At 63.0% G+C, this 23,092-nt stretch carries 18 protein-coding genes; 8 read left to right on the top strand and 10 right to left on the bottom strand.

From position 1 onward, the window contains the following. Positions 1-258: 258 nt before the first annotated feature. Entirely contained in the window at positions 259-1,518 is a 1,260-nt protein-coding gene (locus AC56LY_RS10670) for a vanadium-dependent haloperoxidase (RefSeq protein ID WP_499579146.1), read from the bottom strand. 337 nt (positions 1,519-1,855) lie between these two features. Here AC56LY_RS10670 and AC56LY_RS10665 point away from each other — a divergent pair, with 337 nt between their 5' ends. Together AC56LY_RS10665 and AC56LY_RS10660 are read left to right on the top strand one after the other, a co-directional pair. Then, positions 1,856-2,809, top strand: a complete 954-nt coding sequence (locus AC56LY_RS10665) for a MerR family transcriptional regulator (RefSeq protein WP_499579144.1) — start codon at positions 1,856-1,858, stop codon at positions 2,807-2,809. Positions 2,810-3,001: 192 nt separating this feature from the next. Then, a complete protein-coding gene (locus tag AC56LY_RS10660; RefSeq protein ID WP_499579141.1) occupies positions 3,002-4,687 on the top strand; it encodes a methyl-accepting chemotaxis protein in 1,686 nt (561 codons plus the stop codon). Between the two features lie 517 nt (positions 4,688-5,204). On the opposite strand, the gene AC56LY_RS10655 is transcribed toward AC56LY_RS10660, so the two are convergent. Next, complete coding sequence (locus AC56LY_RS10655; RefSeq protein WP_499579138.1) at positions 5,205-5,702, bottom strand: hypothetical protein; 498 nt, start codon at positions 5,700-5,702, stop codon at positions 5,205-5,207. 174 nt (positions 5,703-5,876) lie between these two features. On the opposite strand from AC56LY_RS10655, the gene AC56LY_RS10650 reads away from it, so the two are divergent. The 3 genes from AC56LY_RS10650 to AC56LY_RS10640 all read left to right on the top strand — a co-directional run bounded on the left by AC56LY_RS10650 (position 5,877) and on the right by AC56LY_RS10640 (position 9,290). Next, on the top strand, positions 5,877-6,038 hold the full coding sequence (locus tag AC56LY_RS10650; RefSeq protein ID WP_499579136.1) for a hypothetical protein: 162 nt from the start codon (positions 5,877-5,879) through the stop codon (positions 6,036-6,038). A gap of 95 nt (positions 6,039-6,133) precedes the next feature. Further along, entirely contained in the window at positions 6,134-8,401 is a 2,268-nt protein-coding gene (locus AC56LY_RS10645) for a catecholate siderophore receptor Fiu (protein WP_499579134.1), read from the top strand. A 52-nt stretch (positions 8,402-8,453) separates the two neighbouring features. Then, the gene (locus AC56LY_RS10640; RefSeq protein WP_499579132.1) at positions 8,454-9,290 is read left to right on the top strand and encodes a metallophosphoesterase; all 837 of its coding nucleotides are present in this window, start codon (positions 8,454-8,456) and stop codon (positions 9,288-9,290) included. On the opposite strand, the gene AC56LY_RS10635 is transcribed toward AC56LY_RS10640, so the two are convergent. From AC56LY_RS10635 to AC56LY_RS10615, 5 genes are all read right to left on the bottom strand, one after another. Next, positions 9,291-11,558, bottom strand: a complete 2,268-nt coding sequence (locus tag AC56LY_RS10635) for a penicillin-binding protein 1A (RefSeq protein ID WP_499579130.1) — start codon at positions 11,556-11,558, stop codon at positions 9,291-9,293. It lies immediately after the preceding gene. 160 nt (positions 11,559-11,718) lie between these two features. Next, positions 11,719-12,480: a fumarate/nitrate reduction transcriptional regulator Fnr gene (fnr, locus tag AC56LY_RS10630; protein ID WP_499579125.1), complete on the bottom strand. Its 762-nt coding sequence runs from the start codon at positions 12,478-12,480 to the stop codon at positions 11,719-11,721. 43 nt (positions 12,481-12,523) lie between these two features. Then, positions 12,524-12,718, bottom strand: a complete 195-nt coding sequence (locus tag AC56LY_RS10625) for a type II toxin-antitoxin system antitoxin (RefSeq protein WP_183553196.1) — start codon at positions 12,716-12,718, stop codon at positions 12,524-12,526. A 12-nt stretch (positions 12,719-12,730) separates the two neighbouring features. Beyond that, positions 12,731-13,624, bottom strand: a complete 894-nt coding sequence (locus AC56LY_RS10620; protein WP_499579120.1) for an SPFH domain-containing protein — start codon at positions 13,622-13,624, stop codon at positions 12,731-12,733. 107 nt (positions 13,625-13,731) lie between these two features. Next, positions 13,732-13,998, bottom strand: a complete 267-nt coding sequence (locus tag AC56LY_RS10615; protein WP_499579118.1) for a hypothetical protein — start codon at positions 13,996-13,998, stop codon at positions 13,732-13,734. A 158-nt stretch (positions 13,999-14,156) separates the two neighbouring features. Here AC56LY_RS10615 and AC56LY_RS10610 point away from each other — a divergent pair, with 158 nt between their 5' ends. The 3 genes from AC56LY_RS10610 (at position 14,157) to pncB (ending at position 17,700) form a co-directional block, all read left to right on the top strand. Continuing rightward, complete coding sequence (locus AC56LY_RS10610) at positions 14,157-15,848, top strand: AMP-binding protein (RefSeq protein ID WP_499579115.1); 1,692 nt, start codon at positions 14,157-14,159, stop codon at positions 15,846-15,848. A 74-nt stretch (positions 15,849-15,922) separates the two neighbouring features. Continuing rightward, entirely contained in the window at positions 15,923-16,453 is a 531-nt protein-coding gene (locus AC56LY_RS10605) for an SET domain-containing protein (RefSeq protein WP_499579114.1), read from the top strand. Between the two features lie 59 nt (positions 16,454-16,512). Further along, positions 16,513-17,700 carry a nicotinate phosphoribosyltransferase gene (gene pncB, locus AC56LY_RS10600; protein WP_258834633.1) on the top strand — a complete coding sequence of 396 codons (1,188 nt, stop codon included), beginning with the start codon at positions 16,513-16,515 and terminating at the stop codon, positions 17,698-17,700. Between the two features lie 22 nt (positions 17,701-17,722). Here pncB and AC56LY_RS10595 read toward each other — a convergent pair whose 3' ends face one another. The 3 genes from AC56LY_RS10595 to AC56LY_RS10585 all read right to left on the bottom strand — a co-directional run bounded on the left by AC56LY_RS10595 (position 17,723) and on the right by AC56LY_RS10585 (position 23,055). Further along, positions 17,723-18,913, bottom strand: a complete 1,191-nt coding sequence (locus AC56LY_RS10595) for a DNA topoisomerase IB (RefSeq protein ID WP_499579112.1) — start codon at positions 18,911-18,913, stop codon at positions 17,723-17,725. Positions 18,914-19,017: 104 nt separating this feature from the next. Next, positions 19,018-20,673, bottom strand: a complete 1,656-nt coding sequence (locus tag AC56LY_RS10590; RefSeq protein WP_499579110.1) for a Na+/H+ antiporter — start codon at positions 20,671-20,673, stop codon at positions 19,018-19,020. Positions 20,674-20,736: 63 nt separating this feature from the next. Then, the gene (locus AC56LY_RS10585; protein ID WP_499579108.1) at positions 20,737-23,055 is read right to left on the bottom strand and encodes a putative bifunctional diguanylate cyclase/phosphodiesterase; all 2,319 of its coding nucleotides are present in this window, start codon (positions 23,053-23,055) and stop codon (positions 20,737-20,739) included. Between the last annotated feature and the right edge of the window lie 37 nt (positions 23,056-23,092).

Here is a 23,092-nt window from a genome sequence, read left to right as displayed (position 1 = left end):
CGATCTGCAATGCTGGACCGGGAGATCATGCGCATCGACTGGGCCAAGCCAGTCGTGAACGCTTGCGACGCTCCAGTGCGAAGGACCCCAGTCTTTTTTTCGTTCGTGTATTGATGAGGCTTGTATGACGCAAGCATGCGACAGCCTGAACTGACCAGAAAATGCGCGTCGCGGCTAGCGCAAGGTGTTTCATGAAGGTGGTATGCGCTGGTCTTGGGATGCTTTTGCGGGTCAGGGGAACTTGTCCCCAACAATCAGTCAATGTGCCGGACGCAGTGATCGCGGCTGGTGCGCATCACCGCGAAGCAAGGTCGTTCCCAGCACATAGGTGCCTACCTTTGTGCCCAGCGCAGTACCGACCTCATTGCTGTTGCGATAGTGGACGCCACCCCATATACGGGCCATGGAAATGTCGTTTTGCATCTGCTGGATACTCGTGTAGTTGCGTTCCACACCGGGCATGGCGGCGAAGGTGACCGTGAAGGGAACAGGTCCGGCGCCATAGACCGATCGGAGAACGATGCCGGCAGCGCCATCGGCTGCGCAGTGCGCGCAAGGGTATTCCGGATGGGGCGGGGTGTCGATCAGGGGCTTCCAGTTCGCGTCGCGTTGCGTCAAAGGGTTATCGTCGAGGTCTCCATTGCGGATCGCAGTGATGGGACGCCAGAAATGGTAGAGATACTTGGCATCGAACACTGCCACATAGCTGTCGAACATCGCCAGGTTCAGCAGCGCGAATCCGCGTGCACTCTCTGCCAGCGACAGGGGCTTGTTCGTCGACAGAGCGCGGGCGACCTGGTTCCACGCTGGCGGCCCGAGCTGTTCCCAGAACCGCGCGGTTTCGGTCTGCACCGCATCGCGGCGTGCGCTGTTTGCCGCGCCCCATTCATTGGTTTCGTTGACATCCCGCGCCCAGAGTGCGCTGTGCAGTGATGGCGGTGGTCCAGGCCGGAACTGGGAATGCTCACGCATCGAAAACGGTTTTCGGATAGCCACATTGCTGGCAACTGGCAGGCCGGTTGGGACATACGTACCGGGCGATGTCGCGGGCCGGTAGGTATCCGTGCTGTCAAAGACGCCATCGTCTTCGCGTTTGGCAAGCATCATGCGGGCAATCTGGATCCCGATCCGGACACCTGACACCTTGGCCACATCATCGGGAAGCGCTGCCAGGGCAGACAGATACAGCGGATCGATCTGGTCAACCTGTCGCGGGTAAAGCGCGACGAGGACAGTCCTGGCAGCGGCGTGCGCCGCTGCCAGGACTGAAGCGTCTGGCTGTTTGGGCAAATCTGCCAGATAGCTGGTCATGGTCGGATCGCATGCATTGATCGCGTCCGACATCGCGACATGCATGATTGTGAGCGTGCGCGCCATGGCAAATGGATTTCCGGCCGCCTTCGGCCCTTCGGCAACCATCGTCGCGTTTGCGCGTACGTTCCAGTCCACGATGACATCGGCGCGCGCTGCCGGAAACCCGATGAGTGCGGCAATATCCAGAATTCTGTGCATGCGCATGATGTACCGGTCTTTTTCCGATGTGCAGACGGCGCGGTCAGCGGCGACATGCGCGCTCTGGGTGCGTATCAGCAGTCTTATTTGCCGAGAAGTTCAACAAAGCGGAGACGGCAGCTTGAAACGGACCTGGCCACGATTGACAGTACACCTGACGGGTTTCTCGTTCCACCGCTTTTTAGACCCGATAAAAAACATTGATAATGTGATTGAACAAACACGTACTTTTAATAAGTTACGTGTTCGCAATTATAAATTGCAAACGTAAATACATGTTGCAAGAGGCCAAGGAATAAATCATACTTTTGTCTAAGACATTTAGATAAAAGCCGAGGCTTCCATGTCGGACGTTTGCACAATTGCAGCAATATCTTTGCATACCGGTATTTCAAAGGAAGTGCTCCGCAAGTGGGAGGAGCGCTATGGGTTTCCCGTGCCAGAGCGGGACGCAAGTGGCCATCGGGTTTATGCGGTGCACCAAATGGTACGCCTCAAGCTGATCAAGCGTCTGATCGACAACGGCATGCGTGTTTCCCTGCTGGCCTCTTTGAGCGAGGACGCATTGCAATCGCTGCTGCATCAACAGAGCATCGGGAACTCAGGATCCGATACGGACTCGCACGTGGTGCACGAGTTGATGGCACTGCTTCAATTGCGCGACCACAGCGCTCTGGACAACCAATTGAAGCAGGGAGTCAAACGCCATGGCTTGGAAAAATTTGTCATGGAAGTAATGTGTCCGCTAAACAGCGCTGTGGGAACCGCCTGGGAGCAGGAGAAAATTGGGATTCGAGATGAGCATGTGTATTCAGAAATAATACAAAGCTTGATCCGAGAGGAAATATCGCGAGTGACCCCGCCCGACGGCCGGCCCCGCATGCTGATAACGACGCCATCCGGCGAGCTGCATACGCTGGGCATCCTCATGGTGACTGCGGTGGCATCGCTACACGGTGCCTCCTGTATTTCGCTGGGCCCTCAGACGCCCATTCAGGAATTACCAATTGCTGCCGCCGACTATCGCGCGGATATCGTCTGTCTATGCTTTAGCGCAGCATTTCCAAAGCGCCGGATTCTTCCCTATTTAAAGGAACTGCGCAGCGTAATACCGCAGGACATGGAAATCTGGATAGGCGGCGCGGGTGCGGCAGGACTCGACCGTTCGCCGAGACGAATCAGGTTACTACTGACCTTGCACGATGTGATTGATGCAGTGCGTAACTATGGCCGGGAAAAATATTCGCAGCGGGCAAGGCAGCCACCAGATGGGCTGTGGTCAGGCGCCGAAAACTGATGCCGGCCGATGTCGACGGGTTGATATTCATGACTGAAATGGCGCGATTAAAAAAGCTGCCACACGACGTCTGTTTCGCTGTTCAAAGACATGCCGTGCTCGATTAACCACGTCGCAGCGGCACGAAAATCGTGCATATAAAAATCTGATCAAGCAAGACCAAATTACAACGTACCATCCGAGGAGACAGCAATGCGAACCAATATGCCGGTAACGAATTCCGAATACATCCTGAAGGAGACGGAAACGGTTGTTTCTAAAACTGATTTGAGCGGAAATATCACCTACGTCAACCATGATTTCTGCAAAATCAGCGGCTTCTCGGAAGAAGAACTCATCGGTTCTCCGCAGAATATCGTGCGGCACCCGGATATGCCGGCTGAAGCGTTCAAGGACTTCTGGAGCACCATCAAAGCCGGAAAAGCATGGACTGGCATGGTAAAAAATCGCTGCAAGAATGGCGATTACTATTGGGTCGAGGCCAACGCCGCGCCCATGCTGGAAAACGGCAAGATGGTCGGGTACACATCGATTCGCGTCAAGCCGAGCCGGGAGCAGGTAGCTGCCGCCGAGAAGGCCTATCGCACGATCAAAAGCGGCAGTAACGAACTCGAAGTGCACGGCGGCTCGATCGTCGCGCGCTCATTCTTCCGGCGCTTTGACTTGCTGGGAATCCTGTCGATCAAATCGAAAATCATGCTGTCGTCCGGCCTGCTGACGCTTCTGTTCATTGCAAACCTGCTCTTCTTGGGGTCTGAAAACAAGCAGTTCAACACATGGTCGATCGCTGCTTCTATCCTCGGTATCCTGCTGGGCCTGACGTCTGGATTCCTGCTGTATCGCGCCGTCGTCGTGCCACTGCAAAACGTCAAGCAAGATATTGAACGGATGAGCGCTGGCGACCTGAGCGCCAGGATTGACGCCAATGGCGACGATGAGCTTGCGCAGATGATGCAAACGCTACGCGTGCTGCAAACGAATGTGAAGCTATTGGTTGGCCAGATCAAGGAAGCGACAGAAGTCGTCAATATCGGCGCTGCCGAAATCGCCACTGGCAATGCAAACCTGTCGGCCCGCACCGAATCGCAGGCGAGCTCACTGGAGGAAACCGCCTCCTCGATGGAAGAACTGACCAGCACCGTCAAACAGAACGCTGACAGTGCACGCGAGGCGAACCGCCTGGTTGCGTCTGCATCCGAAACGGCGATAAAAGGTGGCAAGGCAGTCGGCCAGGTGGTCGGCACGATGGGGTCAATCAGGGAAAGCTCCCGCAGGATCGTCGATATCATCGGCGTCATCGACGGCATCGCATTCCAGACGAACATCCTGGCCTTGAACGCAGCAGTCGAGGCCGCTCGAGCCGGTGAACAGGGCCGCGGCTTCGCCGTGGTGGCCGCCGAAGTGCGCAATCTTGCGCAGCGCTCTGCAGGTGCCGCCAAAGAGATCAAGTCCCTGATCGGCGACTCAGTGGAGAAGGTCGAGGCGGGCAGCAAGCTGGTTGACGATGCTGGCAAGACGATGGATGAGATCGTCACACAGGTGCAGCAGGTGGCCGGCTACATGAGCGACATCACCTTGGCCAGCCAGGAACAAAGCGAAGGCATCGAACAAGTCAATCAGTCGATCACGCAAATGGATGAGGTGACGCAGCAAAATGCGGCGCTGGTCGAGCAAGCGTCAGCAGCTGCCGAGAATATGCAAAGCCAGGCAGGAGAATTGACCAAGCTGGTCGACAGTTTCAAGCTGGTCGCCGGTGCCCAGACAACGCGCAGTGGCAACGCGCAGCCTGTTGCCACACGCTCGCTCGCCCCGGTTGCACGCAAGCGTGTTACTGCGATCCGGACGTCAACGTCGACGGAACCCGTTCTAACCTGCTGAGGGACGAAAATTACGGTGTCTGAAAATTACGGTGTCAGGTCTGGCATTCGGACACATGAAAATTACGGTGTCAGGTCTGGCATTCGGACACAAACTCAACACTACGTTTATTCCAACCGGATAGACCGTGGTTGCTTAATGCAGAGGCCGTGTCTGAATGTCAGACCTGACCCTGATTTTTGCTGTGACCCTGATTTTTGCTGTGTTTCGGGCTAGGCCAATGCCTACATGATCAGATCTCCGCGTAGGGAAGGCCCGCGCGGAGATTTTTTTTTGCAATAGCCGGGGTCAGGTCTGACATTCGGACACGAGCCCGACAGTCGGGTCGTCGGAACTACCTGGGACCGGGCCATGCCGACACTGGACAAGGCACTATGGGAGGTTGCTACGGCTGAGGTCGTGTCCGAATGTCAGATCTGACCCCGGCTGTACCGGCTGTACTGATTGAACGGCACTGGGATGGATGCCGCTCTTCTTCCTCAGGCCGTTACGACGCAGTTCGGTACTGTTTCAGCGATTACTTCGGCTTGTAGTAAACACGACCCGACAAACCAATCGTACCGGCGCCGTTGGACAAGTCTTCGGTGCCGCTCAGCGAGCCGCCGCCGGTTGCGTGAAAGTAGGTGCCGGTGCCGCCAGTGATGGTGAAGGTGCCACCGTTCATGACATAGGCCGTGCCCGCGCCAGTGGGGACGAACTGGCCACCGTAGTTGGCGAAGATCTGGTCGCCGTTCGGGTACAGCAGGATGAACTTGCCATTGCTGAAGGTGAACGTCGTGCCAGACTGGGCGAAGCAATCTCCACCGACGAATGCGACTGGCGTTCCGTCGGCCGTCTCACCGTGGCCGGCAAGCTTGCCGCCGAGGGTGGACGCACATTGCGGCGCAGGACCAATTTTTTCATTGAATACGCCCTTGACTTCAAGCGCTCCGACCACGGTCGGACCGGCCGAGGCCGAGAACGAAGCGGCCATCAGGACCAGGCTGGACAAGAGGCGGACTGAGACAGTATTCATTGCGATATTTCCTTGGCTATTAAAAAAATGTTAATGGTGCATGCTAAAGATACGAGGAGATTTTTGCTGCGCGCACGATTCATTTTTTTTTATGGTGTTGCAAATAACTCACATGCTTCTCGCTTCGCTGAACCTGCCCATCGGGTTGCAATGGTCCTGCGAAGCATCGGGTGAATGATCGCCGAAAACGCGATTGCGCCAGGCAACCAAACTGCCGTCGATGGCGTCACAGGCGATCGCCAACACGCGTGTTCCGACGCCGCGCACCTGTGGCAAAACGCCGGGTTGCAGCCCAGTGTGAGCAGCGTCAAAACGGTGTGGTACGAATGCAAATGATAATGATTATCGTTTACATGTGCTTACATTCCCGGTAGAATCATTGTTTTTCAAGCAGTGTTTCCACCCACTCACACCGAAGAGACCGTCTCGCCATGAAAGCAATAACAAGCCGCAAGCATTCGTCCACCCGCAACCAGGTCATGCGCACCGCGCTGGCTGCTGTCCTGCTGCCGCTCGGCGCGCAGGCTGCCGGCATCGATGCAGCGGCCCCCGTCGACGTCGTTCCTGAAACCAAGGTCGAGATCGTCGGCAAATACGAAAACGCGTTCCGCGCCGAACAGGCGTCGTCACCCAAGTACACCGAGCGTCTGGTCGATACCGCGCAGACGCTCCAGGTCATCAAGAAAGAATTGTTCGAGCAGCAGGGCGCCCTCACGCTCACCGAAGCGCTGCGCAACACGCCAGGCGTGGGCGCGTTCTTCCTGGGCGAGAACGGCAACACCACCACCGGCGACGCGATCTTCATGCGCGGCTTCGACACGTCGAGCTCCATTTTCGTCGACGGCGTGCGCGACATCGGCTCGATCTCGCGCGACGTTTTCAACCTCGAACAGATCGAAGTGCTCAAGGGCCCGGCGGGCACCGACAATGGCCGCGGCTCGCCGACCGGCTCGGTCAACCTGGTGTCGAAAAAAGCCAGCATGACCAACGCGATGTCGACCGCGATCACCGGCGGCAGCGGCTCGCAAAAGCGCGTCACGGCCGACGTCAACCAGGTGCTCGACGAAGAGCGCGGCATTGCGCTGCGTCTGAACGTGCTGGCCCAGGACGCCGGCAGCGCCTCGCGTGACGTGGTCGAAAACAAGCGCTGGGCAATCGCGCCGAGCATCGGTTTTGGCCTGAACGGCGCTACGCGCGTGCATCTGGACTACCTGCACGTCGACCAGAACAACATCCCTGACGGTGGCGTCTATGTCATCGGCCTGCCTGGCTACACGAGCCCGGACCGCACGCGGCCATTCGTCACCGACGGCAAGAAGGTCGATCCGAAGAACTTCTACGGTTCGACCGGCGACTACGATGACGTCAAGGCCGACATGGCCACGGTGCGCATCGAGCATGACTTCTCGCCGACGATGAAGCTGCAGAACACGAGCCGCTACGGCAAGACGTCGCAGGACTACTTGCTCAGTGCATTCCTGACCAGCGCTGCCAACCTGCGCACCCCCAACGCGGCCGACCCGAACACGTGGACGCTGGCGCGCAGCATCCGCACCGGCAAGGACCAGGAAAATAAAATCCTGACCAACGTGACGACGCTGACGTCGCAGTTCGACACCGGCGCGGTCAAGCACACGCTGGTGAGCGGTCTGGAACTGACCAGCGAGCGCCAGACCACCTGGGGCCTGACGGGCCTGGGCACGCTGCCGGCCGCGAACATCTACAACCCGAATCCGAACGACGCGCCGACCGTGCCCGTGAACGTGCACCGCACCGGCGCTTACAACGAAGGCGAGGTCGATACCCAGAGCCTGTACGTGTTCGATACCGCCAAGATTGGCGAGCGCTGGATCATCAATGGTGGCGTGCGGCTCGATCATTTCCGCGCCGATTATTCGACCGTGGCGCTGACCAATAACGTCCTCGTGGCAAACCGCTTCAAGGTCGGCGACAACCTGGTCAACGGCAAGCTGTCGGCCCTGTACAAGCCGACCGCCAACAGCAGCGTGTATGCAATGATCGCCAGCTCGAAGCAGCCACCGGGCGGCAATTTCACCGTCTCGGGCAATGCCAACAGCGCGCAGAATCCGATCTACGATCCGCAAGAGTCGACCACCACCGAATTTGGCGGCAAGCTCGATCTGCTCAAGTCCAAGCTGTCGCTGTCGGGCGCGCTGTTCCGCACCGATGTCAAGAACGAGGTCGAGCAGGATCCGGTCAACCTGCAGTATTACCAGACGGGCGAGAAGCGCGTGCAGGGCATCGAGCTGGGCGCAACGGGCGAACTGGCACCGCACTGGCTCGTCAGCGCCGGTTACGTCTACATGGACACCAGCGTCGAACGTGGCCGCAACGTGACTGCCTCGGGCGAGAACAGCCTGACCTACACCCCGAAGCAATCGTTCACCGCCTGGACCTCGTACGACCTGCCGTGGGGCCTGCGGGTCGGCGGCGGCGCGCGCTTCTCGGACAAGCTCAAACGCGGCACCGACGGCGCCATCGGCACCCCGGCCTATACCGATTCGTACTGGGTGGTCGATGCGATGCTGGGTTACCGCTTGACGAAGAACATCGACCTGCGCCTGAACGTCTACAACCTGACCGACGAAAAATATGTCGTCGCGATCAACAAGAGCGGCTACCGCTACACGCCCGGCGTGGCGCGTTCGGCCAGCCTGACGGCCAATATCGGGTTCTAAAAACCCGTGCGTTGCGGGCCGGCGAGGGGCGCTTGCGCTATACTCGCCGGCCATGCGCATACAGCTTTTTTCCGACCTCCACCTCGAACGGTACCCCGACTTCCAGCCGCAGATCCTGCCGGGCACGGACGTCGTGGTGCTGGCCGGCGACATCGGCTCGTACCAACCCGGCTCGCGCCTGCTCACGCAGGACTTCGGGCTGGAACGTTTTTCACCACTGCTGGTGCCCGCCCTGGCGCAGGCGCAGGTGCTGTTCATCCCCGGTAACCACGAATTCGACGCGCTCGACTACGACGCCACCTACGCGCGCCTGCAAGAGACTTGCACGCGCCTGGGCATCACCTGGCTCGATCGCGAAATCGTCACGATCGATAACGTGCGTTTCATCGGCACCACGCTGTGGAGCGACTTTGACGCACTGGTGGAAGAGGGCGCGCCGCTGACGAAGCAGCTGCAGCAGCGCACCAAGGCCTTCCGCGCCGCAAACTACTACCTGAGCAAGAACACGACCATCAAGGATGGCGAGCCGGTGCTGGCCGAAGGCATCCGCGCGCTGGCGCTCGATTGCCAGGCCTGGCTGCGCGCCGCGCTGGCCACGCCGTTCGAGGGCAAGACGGTCGTCGTCACGCATTTTGCCCCGAGCCTCGAGAGCACCGACCCGCGCTACGGCAAGACGCCCGGCACGGCCGGCTTCTGCAATTCGCTGGACGCGTTGTTCAAGCGCGCGCAGGTGTGGATGCATGGGCACCTGCACTGCGCGAACGATTACGTGGTGGAGGGGCGCGACGGCCCGCTGTCATGGGGCTGCCGCGTCGTGGCCAATCCACTCGGGTATCTGAGCAAGGGCGAGCAGGAAGGGTATCGTCCGGCGCTGGTAATCGAGCTGTAGCTACTGGCGCGGCGGGCGTTCCTGCAACAGGTTCTCCATCAGCGTGTCGATGCTGTCTACCGGCGGCGATGGCGTTTCCAGCTGCTGCTGCTGATCCGCATACTCCGCATACACCCAGTCCCCAGCCACGTTCACGATGCCATCGGGCACCATCGGCGCGCGTTCTGGGGCGTTGGCCAGCGCGACGCGCATGTAGTCGACCCAGATCGGCAGCGCCAGCGTCGCGCCGAATTCGCGTCCGCCCAGCGAGCGCGGTTCGTCATAGCCCATCCACGCCACCGCCACCACCGAACCGCTGTAGCCGGCGAACCAGCCGTCGATTGCATTGCTCGTCGTGCCAGTCTTGCCGGCCAGGTCACTGCGCCCCAGCTGGCGTGACGCGGCTGCCGCCGTACCCACGCGTGCCACGTCGCGCAGCATGCTGTCGGTGATGAACGCGTTGCGCGCATCGAGTACGCGCACCGGCTCCTTGCGGGCGTGTTCGTAGACGACCTTGCCGTCGCCATCCTGGATGCGGGCGATCAGCCAGGGCTCGACCCGGTTGCCGCCGTTCGCCAGCACCGTGTAGGCGCCTGCCATCTGCAGTGGCGTGACGGCGCCGGTGCCCAGCGCCATGGTCAGGTTGCGCGGATGGCGCGCGGGGTCGAAGCCGAATTGCGCCAGATGTGCACGCGTGTCGTCGACGCCGATCGCCTGCAGCATGCGCACGGTGGGCACATTCCTCGAGCGCGTCAGCGCATGGCGCACCGTCACGGGGCCCTCGAACGTATTGTCGTCATTGCGCGGCGACCAGCCGGCAGCGCCGTTGTCGCCGCCAAGGTCGAGTGGCGCGTCGAGGATCGGCGTGCCGGGAAAGAACCCGCGTTCCAGCCCCGCCGAGTAGACGAACGGCTTGATGCTCGATCCCGGCTGGCGCCAGGCTTGCGTCACGTGGTTGAACTTGTTCAGCCCGAAGTCGAAGCCGCCGACCAGCGCGCGGTAGGCCCCCGTCCCGGCATCGACTGCGACGAATGCGGCCGCCACTTCAGGCAGTTGCGTGATCGCCCAGTCGCCTTGCGATTTGCTCAGGCGGATGACGGCGCCGGGGACGAGCTTCACGCCAGCCTTCGCTGCCGGTGCCAGTGCGCCTGCTGCAAAACGCAGGCCAGCGCCGGTGATCTCGATGGTCTCGCCGCTCGTCGTCGCAGCACGTACGCGTTTGGCCGATGCACTCACGATGACGGCGGGCACGAAGCCGTCCACGGCCGGGCGTTTCTGCAGCGCGGCGGCCACCGCATCGTCGCGCGCGTCGCCTGCTGCCGGCAACGCGATGCGCGCTTCCGGGCCGCGGTAGCCGTGGCGCCGGTCGTAGGCGACCACGTTACGGCGTACCGCATCCCAGGCGGCTTCCTGTTCGGCGGCGATGACGGTCGTCGTCACCGTGATCCCCCGTTCGTAGGCCGCTGCGCCGAAGCGGGTATGCACGGCCTGGCGCGCGATCTCGGCGACCCAGGCGGCGCGCCCGCCGTAGCCGGCGCCGTCACGCCTGAGTGTCAACGGCTCGGCCAGCGCGCGCCGGTACTGCGGCTCGGTGATCGCTTTTAATTCGAACATGCGGCGCAGGACCGTCTGCTGGCGCTTCTTTGCCGCCGCCGGGTTCGTGACCGGATTGCTGCTCGACGGATTCTGTGGCAGGCCGGCCAGCATCGCCGTTTCTGCCAGCGTCAGGTCGTTCAGCGATTTGCCGAAGTAGGTGCGCGCCGCGCTGGAAAAGCCGTACGAGCGCTGGCCGAGATAGATCTGGTTCAGGTAGACCTCGAGGATCTGGTCCTTGGTCAGCGCCTTCTCGATCTTGTAGGCCAGCGCGATTTCGGTGAGCTTGCGTGGCAGCGTCTTGTCGCGCGACAGAAAGAAGTTGCGCGCCACCTGCATCGTGATCGTCGAGGCGCCCTGGCTGCCGAAGTCGGTGATGTTGGCCTTGGCCGCGCCCAGTGCCCGGATCCAGTCGATGCCGCCATGCTCGTAGAAACGCGTGTCTTCGATCGCCAGCACGGCGGTCTTCATCAGGGCAGGCACCTTCGCGATCTGCACGAAGTCGCGCCGCTCGGCACCGAATTCGCCGATCAGCACCTTGTCGGCGCTGTAGACGCGCAGCGGAATCTTGGGACGGTAGTCGGTAACGGCGCTGATGTCCGGCACGTCGGGCAGGATCGATGCGGCCGCCGGGGGCGGGGCAGCGAGGATCAGCGCAGACAACAGCAAGGGCAGGTATGGGCGTGCAGGAATCATGGCAAATGGTCAGGTAGGTAGTCAGGGCATCGTCGATGCATCGTCACGACGATTCGATGCCGATCTTACGTCCGCCTGGCTGCGCCTGCTGGCTTTGAAACCGGGTATTACAACTTGCGCTACGAGGGGGCGCCGCGCGCTACCTGCTTCGATCCCCGCATCATTCCATCGGGCTGCACACATCCGTTCCCGCCGCCAGCGCCTTGAGCTTGGCCGGATCGAGCAGCGTGACCTCGCGCTTGTCGACGCCAAGCCAGCCCTGCTTTTTAAAGCGCGACATCAGGCGGCTGATGCTCTCGATGGTCAGGCCCAGGTAATTGCCGATGTCTTCGCGCGACATGCGCAGCTGGAACTGCGTGCTTGAATAGCCGCGCGCCGCGTAGCGTGCCGACAGGTTGACCAGGAAGACGGCGAAGCGCTGCTCGGCGCGCATATTCCCCAGCAGGAGCATGACGTTCTGCTCGCGCGTGATTTCCTGGCTCATGATGCGGTGGAAGTGGCGCAGCAGCGCCGGCACTTCGCCGAACAGTTCTTCGAGCCGCACGAAGGGGATTTCGCAGACTTCGCTGTCCTCGAGCGCGACCGCGTCGCAGTGGTGGGTGCCGCTGATCGCGTCCATGCCCAGTAATTCGCCGGCCATCTGAAAGCCCGTGATCTGCGCTTCGCCGGCGGCGTTGATCTGGAAGGTCTTGAAGTGGCCGAAGCGCACCGCGTACAGGTTGCGAAACGGCTCGCCCACCTGGTACAGGCGCTCGTCGCGCACCAGCCGCCGGCGCCGCCCGATGATCTGGTCGAGGCGCACGATGTCGGCGTCTTCCAGGCCCATCGGAAGGCATAGCTGGTGCATGCTGCAGGCTGCGCACGACTTGAGCGCCTGGATGTTGACGAGTGGTGTGGACGGGGAGGGTGAGGCGGGGATCATGGGATAGGCCGGCAGAGGTTCAGCCCCGATTATAGTCCCGCTGTCAGCTTTCCCCGTCAGTATCGCTCTGGCCCTTTGGCTCGGCCAGTTTCACGCCGCGCCGGGCCAGGCCTTCGCGCAGCAGGAATTCGATTTCCGCGTTCACGCTGCGCAGGTCGCGCGCGGCCAGCCGCTGCAGTTCATCCCACAGCGCCGGGTCGATCCGTAGCGCGAATGCTTTTTTTCCTGGACTTGCCATACTGGTCGGCCGCTAGTTGTACAGCGTGCCCGTGTTGATGATCGGTTGCGTTTCCTTGTCCGAGTACAGTACCACGAGCAGATTGCTGACCATCGCCGCCTTGCGCTCGTCGTCCAGCTCGACGATGCCGCGCTCCGACAACCCTTTCAGCGCCGCTTCGACCATGCTCACGGCGCCATGCACGATCTTGCTGCGGGCGCTGATGATGGCTTCGGCCTGCTGGCGCCGCAGCATGACCTGGGCGATTTCGGCGGCGTAGGCAAGGTGGGTCAGCTTGGCGTCGAGCACCTCCACACCGGCCGCTTCGAAGCGCGCCTGCAGCTCGGTCTTGAGGGCATCGGCAACGACGTCCATGCCGGCGCGCAGCGTGGTCTCGCCCTGCGGCAGATCTTCGCCTTCGTCATACGCGTATTGCGAGGCCAGGTGCCGCAGCGCCGCTTCGGCCTGGATGGCTACGTAACGCTCGAAATCGTCGACTTCAAACACGGCTTGCGCCGTATCGCGCACGCGCCAGACGACGGCCGCGCTGATTTCCACCGGGTTGCCGCGCTTGTCGTTGACCTTCAGCGTGGGCGCATTGAAGTTGCGGGCGCGTAGCGACAGGCGCCGCTTGACGTACAGCGGGAAGGCCCAGCGCAGGCCTTCGCTGCGGTCGGTGCCGATGTACTTGCCGAACAGGGTGAGGATGGCGCTTTCGTTCGGCTGCAGCATGAACAGGCCTGTCAGGCACAGCAGGCCGGCCAGTCCCAGCACGACTGCGCCCAGGAGCGGCAGACCGGCGGGCGTTTCGACGCCGGTCTTGAACAGGTACGCCGCACCCAGCAGGAAAACAATGCCGGCGCAGGCGGCCAGGTAACCATTCGCGGACGAAAATGCCTTTTCGCGGCGGGTGTGCGATGCGTTCATGCTTGAACCTCTTCTGGGTGGGTGTGACATCAAAGTGATATCACTCTAGGATTGCCAGAAAGTATTGTCAAGCGATATTGTGAACGCCCTCAGATGGCGGTTCCTGCTTAGTCGGCCAGGCCTTTTTGCAGCAGCTCGGCCACGAGCGCATTGAGTTCGACGCCGCGCTCCTTGCTCAGCGTTTGCAGCTGCGCTACCAGATCGCCATTGAGCTTGACGGCGAACGGCACCAGTCCCAGCGCGCGGTCGCGTTCGCGCTGTTCGCGGCGATCCGGCACCGCATCTTTTGCTGGCGCGCCGACGACGGCGCCCCGGGCAGCCATCTGGCCTTGAATCTTCTTGGCGTCGCCTTTTGCCATGTCAGTCTTTTTCATCACGTGCCTTTAGTTTGTTGGAGCCGAATTCTACTCTCGAAACGGGCCGCCAACGGGAATTGGCAAGCCGCGCGCATTTGGTGGCATGATGGCGTGGCAGCACGACAGCAGGCGCGCCGTGGCGCAGCCTGCCCCTGCAACCCCATCAGGAGACCACCATGACGCCCACCCAGCGCTTCGTGCAGGCGCGCGACTTCCTCCAGCAGCACCGGCTCGACTACGACACCGCCTGCCGCGACTACCAGCCCCCGCAACTGACCACCTTCAACTGGGCGCTCGACTTTTTCGACCACCAGGCCCGGGACAACCACGGCATCGCGCTGTGGGTCGTCGACGAAGACGGCGCCGAGCACAGGATCACGTTCGCCGACATGGCCGCCCGCTCCAGCCAGGTGGCCGAGTACCTGCGCAACTGCGGCGTGCGGCGCGGTGACCGGGTGCTGCTGATGCTGCCGAACCGGGTCGAACTATGGGAAGTCATGCTCGCCGGGATCAAGCTGGGCGCCGTGCTGGTGCCCACGACGATGCTGCTTTCCGGCGCCGACCTGGCCGACCGGATCGCGCGCGGCGGCATCAAGCACGTGATCACGCAGGCATCCGAGGCGCACAAGTTCGATGCGCTGCCGGGCTGTTTTACCCGGATCGCGGTGGGCGGCGTGCACGAAGGCAGCAATGAAGGCTGGCATGACTACGCCGCCAGCCACGCGGTGGTGAGCGTATTCGTGCCCGAGGGCGAGACGCTGGCCACCGATCCGCTGCTGCTGTACTTCACGTCGGGTACCACGGCGCGGCCGAAACTCGTGCTGCACACGCACCAGAGCTATCCCGTCGGCCACCTGTCGACGATGTACTGGATTGGCCTGCAGGCGGGCGACATCCACTGGAATATCAGCTCGCCCGGCTGGGCCAAGCATGCCTGGAGCTGCTTCTTCGCGCCCTGGAACGCGGGCGCTACCGTGTTCGTCTACAACTACGAACGCTTCGCCGGCGCCGCCGTGCTGAACGTGATCGAGCGCTGCGGCGTGACGTCATTGTGCGCGCCGCCGACCGTCTGGCGCATGCTGATCAAGGAAGACCTGGCGGCCTGCAAACCGGCCCTGCGCGAACTGGTGGGTGCGGGCGAGCCGCTCAATCCCGAAGTCATCGAGCAGGTCGAGCGCGCCTGGGGCATCCGCATCCGCGACGGTTTCGGCCAGTCCGAGACCACCTGCCAGATCGGTAATTCCCCGGGCCAGCCCCTGAAACCCGGCTCGATGGGCCGCGCGCTGCCGGGCTACCGCATCGCGCTGCTCGACATGGACGACGCACCGGCCACCGAAGGCGAGATCGCGGTGGTGCTGGCGGCCAATCCGGTCGGCCTGATGGCGGGCTACGAGGGCGATCCCGGCAAGACGCGCGACGTCATGCGCGCCGGCCACTACCACACGGGCGACACGGCGGCGATCGACAGCGACGGCTATTATTTTTATGTGGGCCGCAACGACGACGTGTTCAAGTCGGCCGATTACCGCATCAGCCCCTTCGAGCTCGAGAGTGTGCTGATCGAACACGAGAGCGTGCTCGAAGCGGCGATCGTACCGAGTCCCGACCCGCTGCGGCTGTCGGTGCCAAAGGCGTTCGTCACGCTGCGCGCCGGCGTTGCACCGAGCCGCGAGATGGCCGCCGCGCTGTTCGCGTTCAGCCGCGCGCGGCTGGCGCCGTACCAGCGGATCCGGCGCATCACGTTCCGCGAGCTGCCCAAGACCATCTCGGGCAAGATCCGGCGCGTCGAGTTGCGGCGCGAAGAAGCAGGGCGACGCGGCGACGCGGGCGATGCGCCCGAATACCGCGAGGAGGATTTCCCCGTCTAGCCGCGAGTGCGTGGGGTTTCGCGCGAATGCGGCCATAATGGACGCTCTCTTTTTTTCGTCCTTGCGCCACCCAGATGACCACCAAGCGAACCCCAGCCACGCCCGCTGACACCAGCACTGCCACGCTAGATAGCGGCCCGTCGTACGAAGTGCGCCAGTCGCCCATCCACGGTAACGGCGTCTTCGCCAGGAAGCCCATCGCCGCGGGCGAGCGCATCATCGAGTACCGCGGTGAGCGCATCAGCTGGGACCTCGCGACCGAGCGCGCCGAAAAGGCCGGCGGCCCGGTCAACCATACCTTCTATTTCAGCCTGGCCGACGGCCGCGTGATCGACGGCGGCCGGCGCGGCAACGAAGCGCGCTGGATCAACCACGCGTGCTCGCCCAACTGCGAAGCGTTCGAAGATGAAGGCAAGGTCTATATCCACGCGATGCACGACATCGACGCCGGTGAAGAGCTGAACTACAATTACGCCCTGATCTACGAAGAGCGCCATACGCCCAAGCTCAAGAAACTGTTCGCCTGCCGCTGCGGTACACCCGGCTGCACAGGCACGATGCTTGCGCCAAAACGCCGCACCCGCACGCCAGCCGCCGGCAAATGAATCAAGCCCCCGGCTGGCCTGGTCAGGCCGGCCCGACCCATCATCGACCTGGAGCAACGATGAAACCAGTAGTTCGCAGCCTGCTTGAAACCGATCTGTACAAATTCACGATGTGGCAAGCCTTGCTGCACAGCCATCCGGGCGCGACGGGCGAGTACGAATTCCGCTGCCGTAACGAGCCGGCTTATCCGCTGGCGGAGCTCAAGGAAGACATCGAACGCGAGCTCGATCACCTGTGCTCGATGATGTTTACCGAGCACGAAGTCGCCTACCTGCGCGGACTGCGCTTCATCAAGGGCGACTTCGCCGATTTCCTCACGCTGTTTCGCTTCCAGCGCAAGTTCATCGAGGTCACGACCGACGGCCCGCACCTGCGCATCCGCGCCAGCGGCCCGCTGGTGCACGTGATGGGCTATGAAATCTTCGTACTGTATATCGTCAACGAGCTGTATTTCCGCCGCTTCGACCAGGCTGAGGCCATGGACGTGGCGCGTGCGCGCCTGCGCCAGAAGATCGACGAGCTGCGCGCCTTTGGCGAAGAAGCCCCGCGCGCCAACCCGTTCGAGTTCTTCGACTTTGGCGTGCGCCGCCGCTTTTCGGGCGAGTGGCACGACGAAGTGGTGCAGACGCTGGCGCGCGAGCTGCCGGTCTACTTCAAGGGCACCTCGAACGTCTACCTGGCCTACAAGTTCAACCTGGTCCCGATCGGCACGATGGCGCATGAATACCTGCAGGCGCACCAGGCCTTCGGCACGCGCCTGGTCGACTTCCAGAGCGCCGCGCTCGAGAACTGGGTGCAGGAATACCGGGGCGATTTGGGCACGGCGCTGACCGATGTCGTCGGCATGGACGCGTTTCTGGCCGACTTCGACCTGTACTTCGCCAAGCTGTTCGACGGCCTGCGCCACGACTCGGGCGATCCGGTCGTGTGGGGCGAAAAGGCGCTGGCCCATTACGCGCGCCTGCGCATCAACGCGCGCACCAAGCGCCTCGTGTTCTCGGATGCGCTGACCATCCCAAAGGCCCTGAACCTGTATCGGCATTTCGCCGACCGGGTAATGACGGGCTTTGGCATCGGCACCAAGCTGACCAACGACACCCCTTTCCCGGCGATCAATATCGTCATGAAGCTCGTGCGCTGCAACGGCCAGCCGGTGGCCAAGCTGTCGGACGAGCCGGGCAAGTCGCAGTGCACCGACGTCACCTACATCGCCTACCTGCGCCAGGTGTTCAACCACCCGGTCTAGCCGGGTCGTTGACCACCTGGTTTTATGCTGCGACCGGCTCGCGACGTCGTGCCGGCTTCTTTGCTGCTGCTTTCGTCGCTGCTTTCGGCGCAGCCTTCTTGCGCGGCGCCGCGCGTGGCTTTTCTTCTTCGTGCCTGAGCCGCTGCTGCAACATTGCCAGCACGGCCGCTTCTTCGGGCTGCAGCGCATGCAGGTCTTCGGCCAGCTTTTCTTCGGTCCGTTCGCGCATCACGTCAAGCGGCGCGCCCTCGAGGTAGGCGTCCAGCACGGCCGGGTGCACGTAGCACTTGCGGCAGATCGTCGGCGTGTTGCCAAGCTTTTCGGCCACCGATTCGATCGCGCGCACGATGTTCTTCTTTGCCTGCGTCTCGGAGTCGAATTTTTCAAATTCCTGCAGAGCCAGCGCTGCCAGCACGGTGCCTGACCAGGTACGGAAATCCTTGGCCGTGTACTCTTCGCCGGTGATGTTGCGCAGGTAGTCGTTGACGTCGCTGGAGTCAACACTGTGCGTCTCGCCATCTTCGTCGATGTACTGGAACAGTTCCTGGCCCGGCAGGTCGCGCGTGCGCTTGACGATGCCGGCCAGGCGCCGGTCGTGCACCTTGACCTTGTGGTACACGCCGCTCTTGCCACGGAAGCTGAACTGCACATCGCTGCCGTCGACTTTCACGTGGCGGTTACGCAGCGTCGTCAGGCCAAACGATTTGTTGGTGCGCGCGTATTCCTCGTTCCCGACCCGCATCATCGTCGCTTCGAGCAGGTAAACAATCGTGGCCAGCACCTTTTCGCGCGGCAGGCCCGGCAGCTTGAGGGCGCGGTCCACTTCGTGCCGGATCGCCGGCAGCGCGTCGCCGAACTTGAGCATGCGTTCGTACTTCACTTCATCGCGCGCCGTGCGCCACTTTGGGTGATAGCGGTATTGCTTGCGCCCGCGCGCATCGCGTCCTGTCGCCTGCAGGTGGCCGTTGGCCTGCGCGCAGATCCAGACGTCCTGCCACGCGGGCGGAATCACCAGGCCCTTGATGCGCGCTAGCGTGGTTTCATCCTCCACCGGCGCGCCGTGCGCGTCCAGGTAGCGAAAGCCGTCCTTGACGGCCTCGCGGTGGATGCCGGCGCGGCCATCGTGCACGTAGCGCAGGCCGGCCGCGCGCGCGGCGCTGGTGGAATCTTTGGTGTCGAGTGCGTCGACGGCATCGGTGTTCTGGCTGGGCATGGCGGTTTCGCGAATGGTGGGTATCGCGTCGATGCTACGCCCGGGCAGGGGCCCGCACTGTACGCAAGATAACGGAGTGCGGGACAGCCTTCAGCAGGCCCGGTTCAGCGATAGCGCGCCTCGACCAGGTCGATCTCGCGCAGCAGCTTGCGCGCGACTTCGTCCGACAGGGTGTTGTTACGCGCCATGCGTAGCAGTACGGCCCGTTCGTGTTCCAGCGCCGCCAGGCGGTAATGACGCTCGGCGTCTTCCGCGGCGCGCGCTTGCGCCGGACCGACGTCGCCCCCGCCGCCGCCAATCCCGCCATCCAGGCGATATTGGTACAGGCTGCGCACCTGGTCGATCGCGCTGGCATGCATCTCGACCGCGCCTTGCGCATCGCAGCCCGAGGTGGGCGGCGGGGGCGGTGCATTCGCGATGGCTTCGAGTGCGGCCAGCGCGGCGGCATGGCGCGCATTTGCTTCTTCGCTGTCATGCGCTGAATCGTGCGGCAGTTCGAGGCCGCGCAGCACGCGTGGCAGCCCGACACTGGCCAGCACGAGCGAGACGACAATCACGGCGCTGGCCAAAAAAATCACGAGGTCGCGCCCCGGGAAGGGCGCGCCGCCCGGCATCGCCAACGGCAACGTGAGCACGCCGGCCAGCGTGATCGCGCCGCGCACGCCGGCCAGCGAAGTGGCCAGGATCAGGCGCGGATTCGGGCGGTATTCCGGCAGCTTCTGGCGCCGGGCATTGAGCAGCGTCAGGCGCAGCGAGACCCAGACCCAGACGAAGCGCAGCAGGATCAGGCCAAAACTGATGGCCAGTGCGTTGGTGACCAGCCACCACACATCGTTCGCACGCGGCAGTTCAGGTGCGACCAGGGCTGCTTCGAGAATATCGGGGAGCTGCTCGCCCAGCAGCACGAACATGATGCCGTTGAGCGCGAACTGTACCGTGTCCCATACCACCGCGCGCCGCACGCGCGTCGTGGCTGCCGCGCGCCCGCTCAATTCAACGTAGCTCATCGTTACGCCGGCCGCGACTGCTGCCAGGATGCCCGAGGCGCCCAGATGTTCGGCTGCCAGATAGGCGCCGAACGGCATCAGCAGGTTGATCAGGATCGGCGAGCCGCTTTCCTCGCCGATACGCGCGGCCAGCTGGCGCTGGGCCCAGCTCACGCCCACCGTGATGCCCACGCCGATGGCCACGCCCGCCAGCGCGACCCACAGAAACGTCAGCGTGGCTTCGCCCAGCGAAAAGGTGCCGGTGAGGGCAGCGGCCACCGCGAAGCGGAAGCACACCAGGCCACTGGCGTCGTTCAGCAGCGATTCGCCCTCGAGGATATGCATCAGGCGCGGCGGGATCGGCACGCGCGCGGCGATGGACGACACCGCGACCGGATCGGTGGGCGCCAGGATCGCGGCGAGGGCGAAGCACACGGCCAGCGGCAGCGACGGAATCAGCCAGTGGATCAGGAAGCCCGCGCCCAGTACGGTAAACAACACCAGGCCCAGGGCCAGTTCGAGGATCGTGGAGCGGTCGCGGAACAGCCCGACCTTGGGGATGCGCCAGCCGTCGAGAAACAGCAGCGGCGGCAGGAACACGAGGAAGAAGATATGCGGTTCGAGCCGCACCCCATGGCCGGTGCTGCCGGCAATGGCCGCGCCAAGCGCGATCTGCATCAGCGGCAGCGGCACCGCGAACGGCAGCATGCGCACCAGGTAGCCGCTGGCCACCACCGCCAGCAGCATGGCCAGCACGATTCCCACTTCATCCATCAACATCTCCCTGTTCGAGACAAGATGATAATGGATCGGCGCCGCCCGTGGCGACGCTGTTGATCAGGCGGCGGACAAACTGGCCTGGGGCGCAGCCTGCAGTTCGGCCAGCAGCGCCTCGAGCGGCATCGGCCGGTGGAACAGATAACCCTGCATGCAGGCGTTGCCGTGCGCGGCCAGGTACTCGGCCTGGGCCGATGTCTCGACGCCTTCGGCCACGACGCGCAGGCCCAGGTGGCCGGCCATCGCCAGGATCGACTGCACGATGGCGGTGCCGTTCTTGTCGTGCGGGGTGTCGCGGATGAAGCTCTTGTCGATCTTCAGTTCGTACAACGGCATCCGGGTCAGGTACGACAGGCTCGAATAGCCGGTGCCGAAATCGTCGATCGAGATGCGGATTCCGAGAGCGGCCAGTGCATGCATCCGCTCGATGGTCTGGTCAAGACGATCGATCAGCAAGCCTTCGGTGATCTCGAAGATCAGCTGCCCGGGCGGCACGCCGGTCTCGTGCAGGATCGCTTCGACGCGCGTGACGAAGTCGTGCTGGCGGAACTGCATCGGGCTGACATTGACCGACAGCGGGAAGCGGTGGCCGGCGCGGTCGAGCACGTGCCAGGCGAGGCAGGCTTCGCGCAGCACCCAGTCACCCAGCGCCACGATCAGGCCACTTGATTCAGCCACCGGGATGAACACGTCGGGCGGCACGCTGCTGCCGTCCTTGCGGCGCCAGCGCATCAGCAGTTCGGCGCCGCTCGGCATGCGCGCGCCATCGACCTGCAGTTGCAGGTGCAGCGACAGCTCGCCGTTGTCGAGCGCCTGGCCCAGGTCGCGCTCGAGCGTCAGGCGGCCTTCGGCGTCAGACAGCATGCCCGGTTCAAACAGCGCCACGCCATTGCGGCCGCGCGACTTTGCGTGGTACATCGCGGTGTCGGCTTCGCGCAGCAGGTCGTGCACCGTGTGCTGCGCATTGTCGGGTGCGGTGAGCGCAACGCCGATGCTGCTGGTGGCGTAGTAGCGCTGGGCGTCGATGACGATCTTGTCGGCGAGCGCTGCCCGGATCCGCTCGGCCACGGCCAGCGCGCGGTCGGTGGCCCGGTCCGCATGCTGGCCCAGCGCGTCGAGCAGGACGACAAATTCATCCCCGCCCAGGCGTGCCACGCAGCCGTCGTCGCCCGTCATCGCCACCAGGCGATCGGCCACGTTCTTGAGCAGCTGGTCGCCGATGGCATGGCCGCGTGCGTCGTTGACGGTCTTGAAGTTGTCGATGTCGACGTACAGCACGGCCGCCATCGATCCGCCCGCGCGGGCGCCGGCCACCGCCACATCGAGCCGCTCCATCAGCAGGCGCCGGTTCGGCAGGCCGGTCAGCACGTCGTAGAACGCAAGGCGGTGGATCGCGTCGGCAGCGTTGCGCCGCTCCGTCACGTCGCGGCTGACAATCAGCCAGTGCGTGATCGCGCCACTGTCGCCGGAGAACGGCACCATCTCGGCCTCTACCCAGTACGGCGTGCCGTGTTTCGTGTACAGGACCATTTCGGCACTGGCGGCTTCCTTGTGCATTACGGCGGTGATGACGCGCCTGACCGTCTCCTGGTCGGTGTCGGGCCCTTCGAGCATGCGCACGCTGCGCCCGATGATTTCTTCGCGCGCGTAACCGGTGTGGCGCAGCAGGGCGTCGTTGGCAAAAATGATCGGCTGTTCGGCGCCGGGCACGTCGACCATGCGCGCGATCATCACCATGTCGTTCAGGCGCGCGACTGCGGCTGCTGTCAGGCGCAGTTCGTCATTGACGGCGTGCAGGCGCAACTGGCCCGCTTCGAGACCTGCGGCAGCCGTGCGGGATTCGAGGAGCGACCGTGCCAGGCCCTTGAGCAGCGTGCCGCTGGTAATCGTGATCAGGACGCCAACGCAGCAGAAGTTGATGACGACCACGATCGCCGATGCCAGACCGTTCTGCTCCAGGCCGGGGACATACAGGTGCACCTTGCCGTTCACGCCAAGCAGCAGCACGCAGGCGGCGCCCAGGGCCAGGATGATGAGGGCCTGGCGCATGCCGAGCAGGATGACTGCCAGCGCGGGCAGGGCCGTCATGTAGACCAGGCCAACTGGGCCCACCGCAAACAGCAGGCCGACGGATACCAGGAACAGCATCGCAATGAAATTGAGAACGCGCGCCGTGTGCGAGAAACGGTCAAGTCGCCAGATCGCCAGCAGCCATGCCATTGCCACCAGATCCATGACGATGACCGGCCAGTTGCCCTTCGCGATGAGCAACGGGATGCTGGGAACAGCCGCAACAAATCCCAGCGCCACCACGATCGGCAGGATGGTCGTAAAGACCTTGGTGCGCCACTGCGCGATGTCATCTGGAGGAATTGGCATGAAGCATCCTTTTAGGCACGCCGCACGGAATTTCTCC

It is taken from the genome of Telluria sp. ZT3P25 (assembly GCF_059685895.1).
Note: the sequence above shows the minus strand (reverse complement) of the source record. Positions and strands in the feature narration are given on the sequence as shown.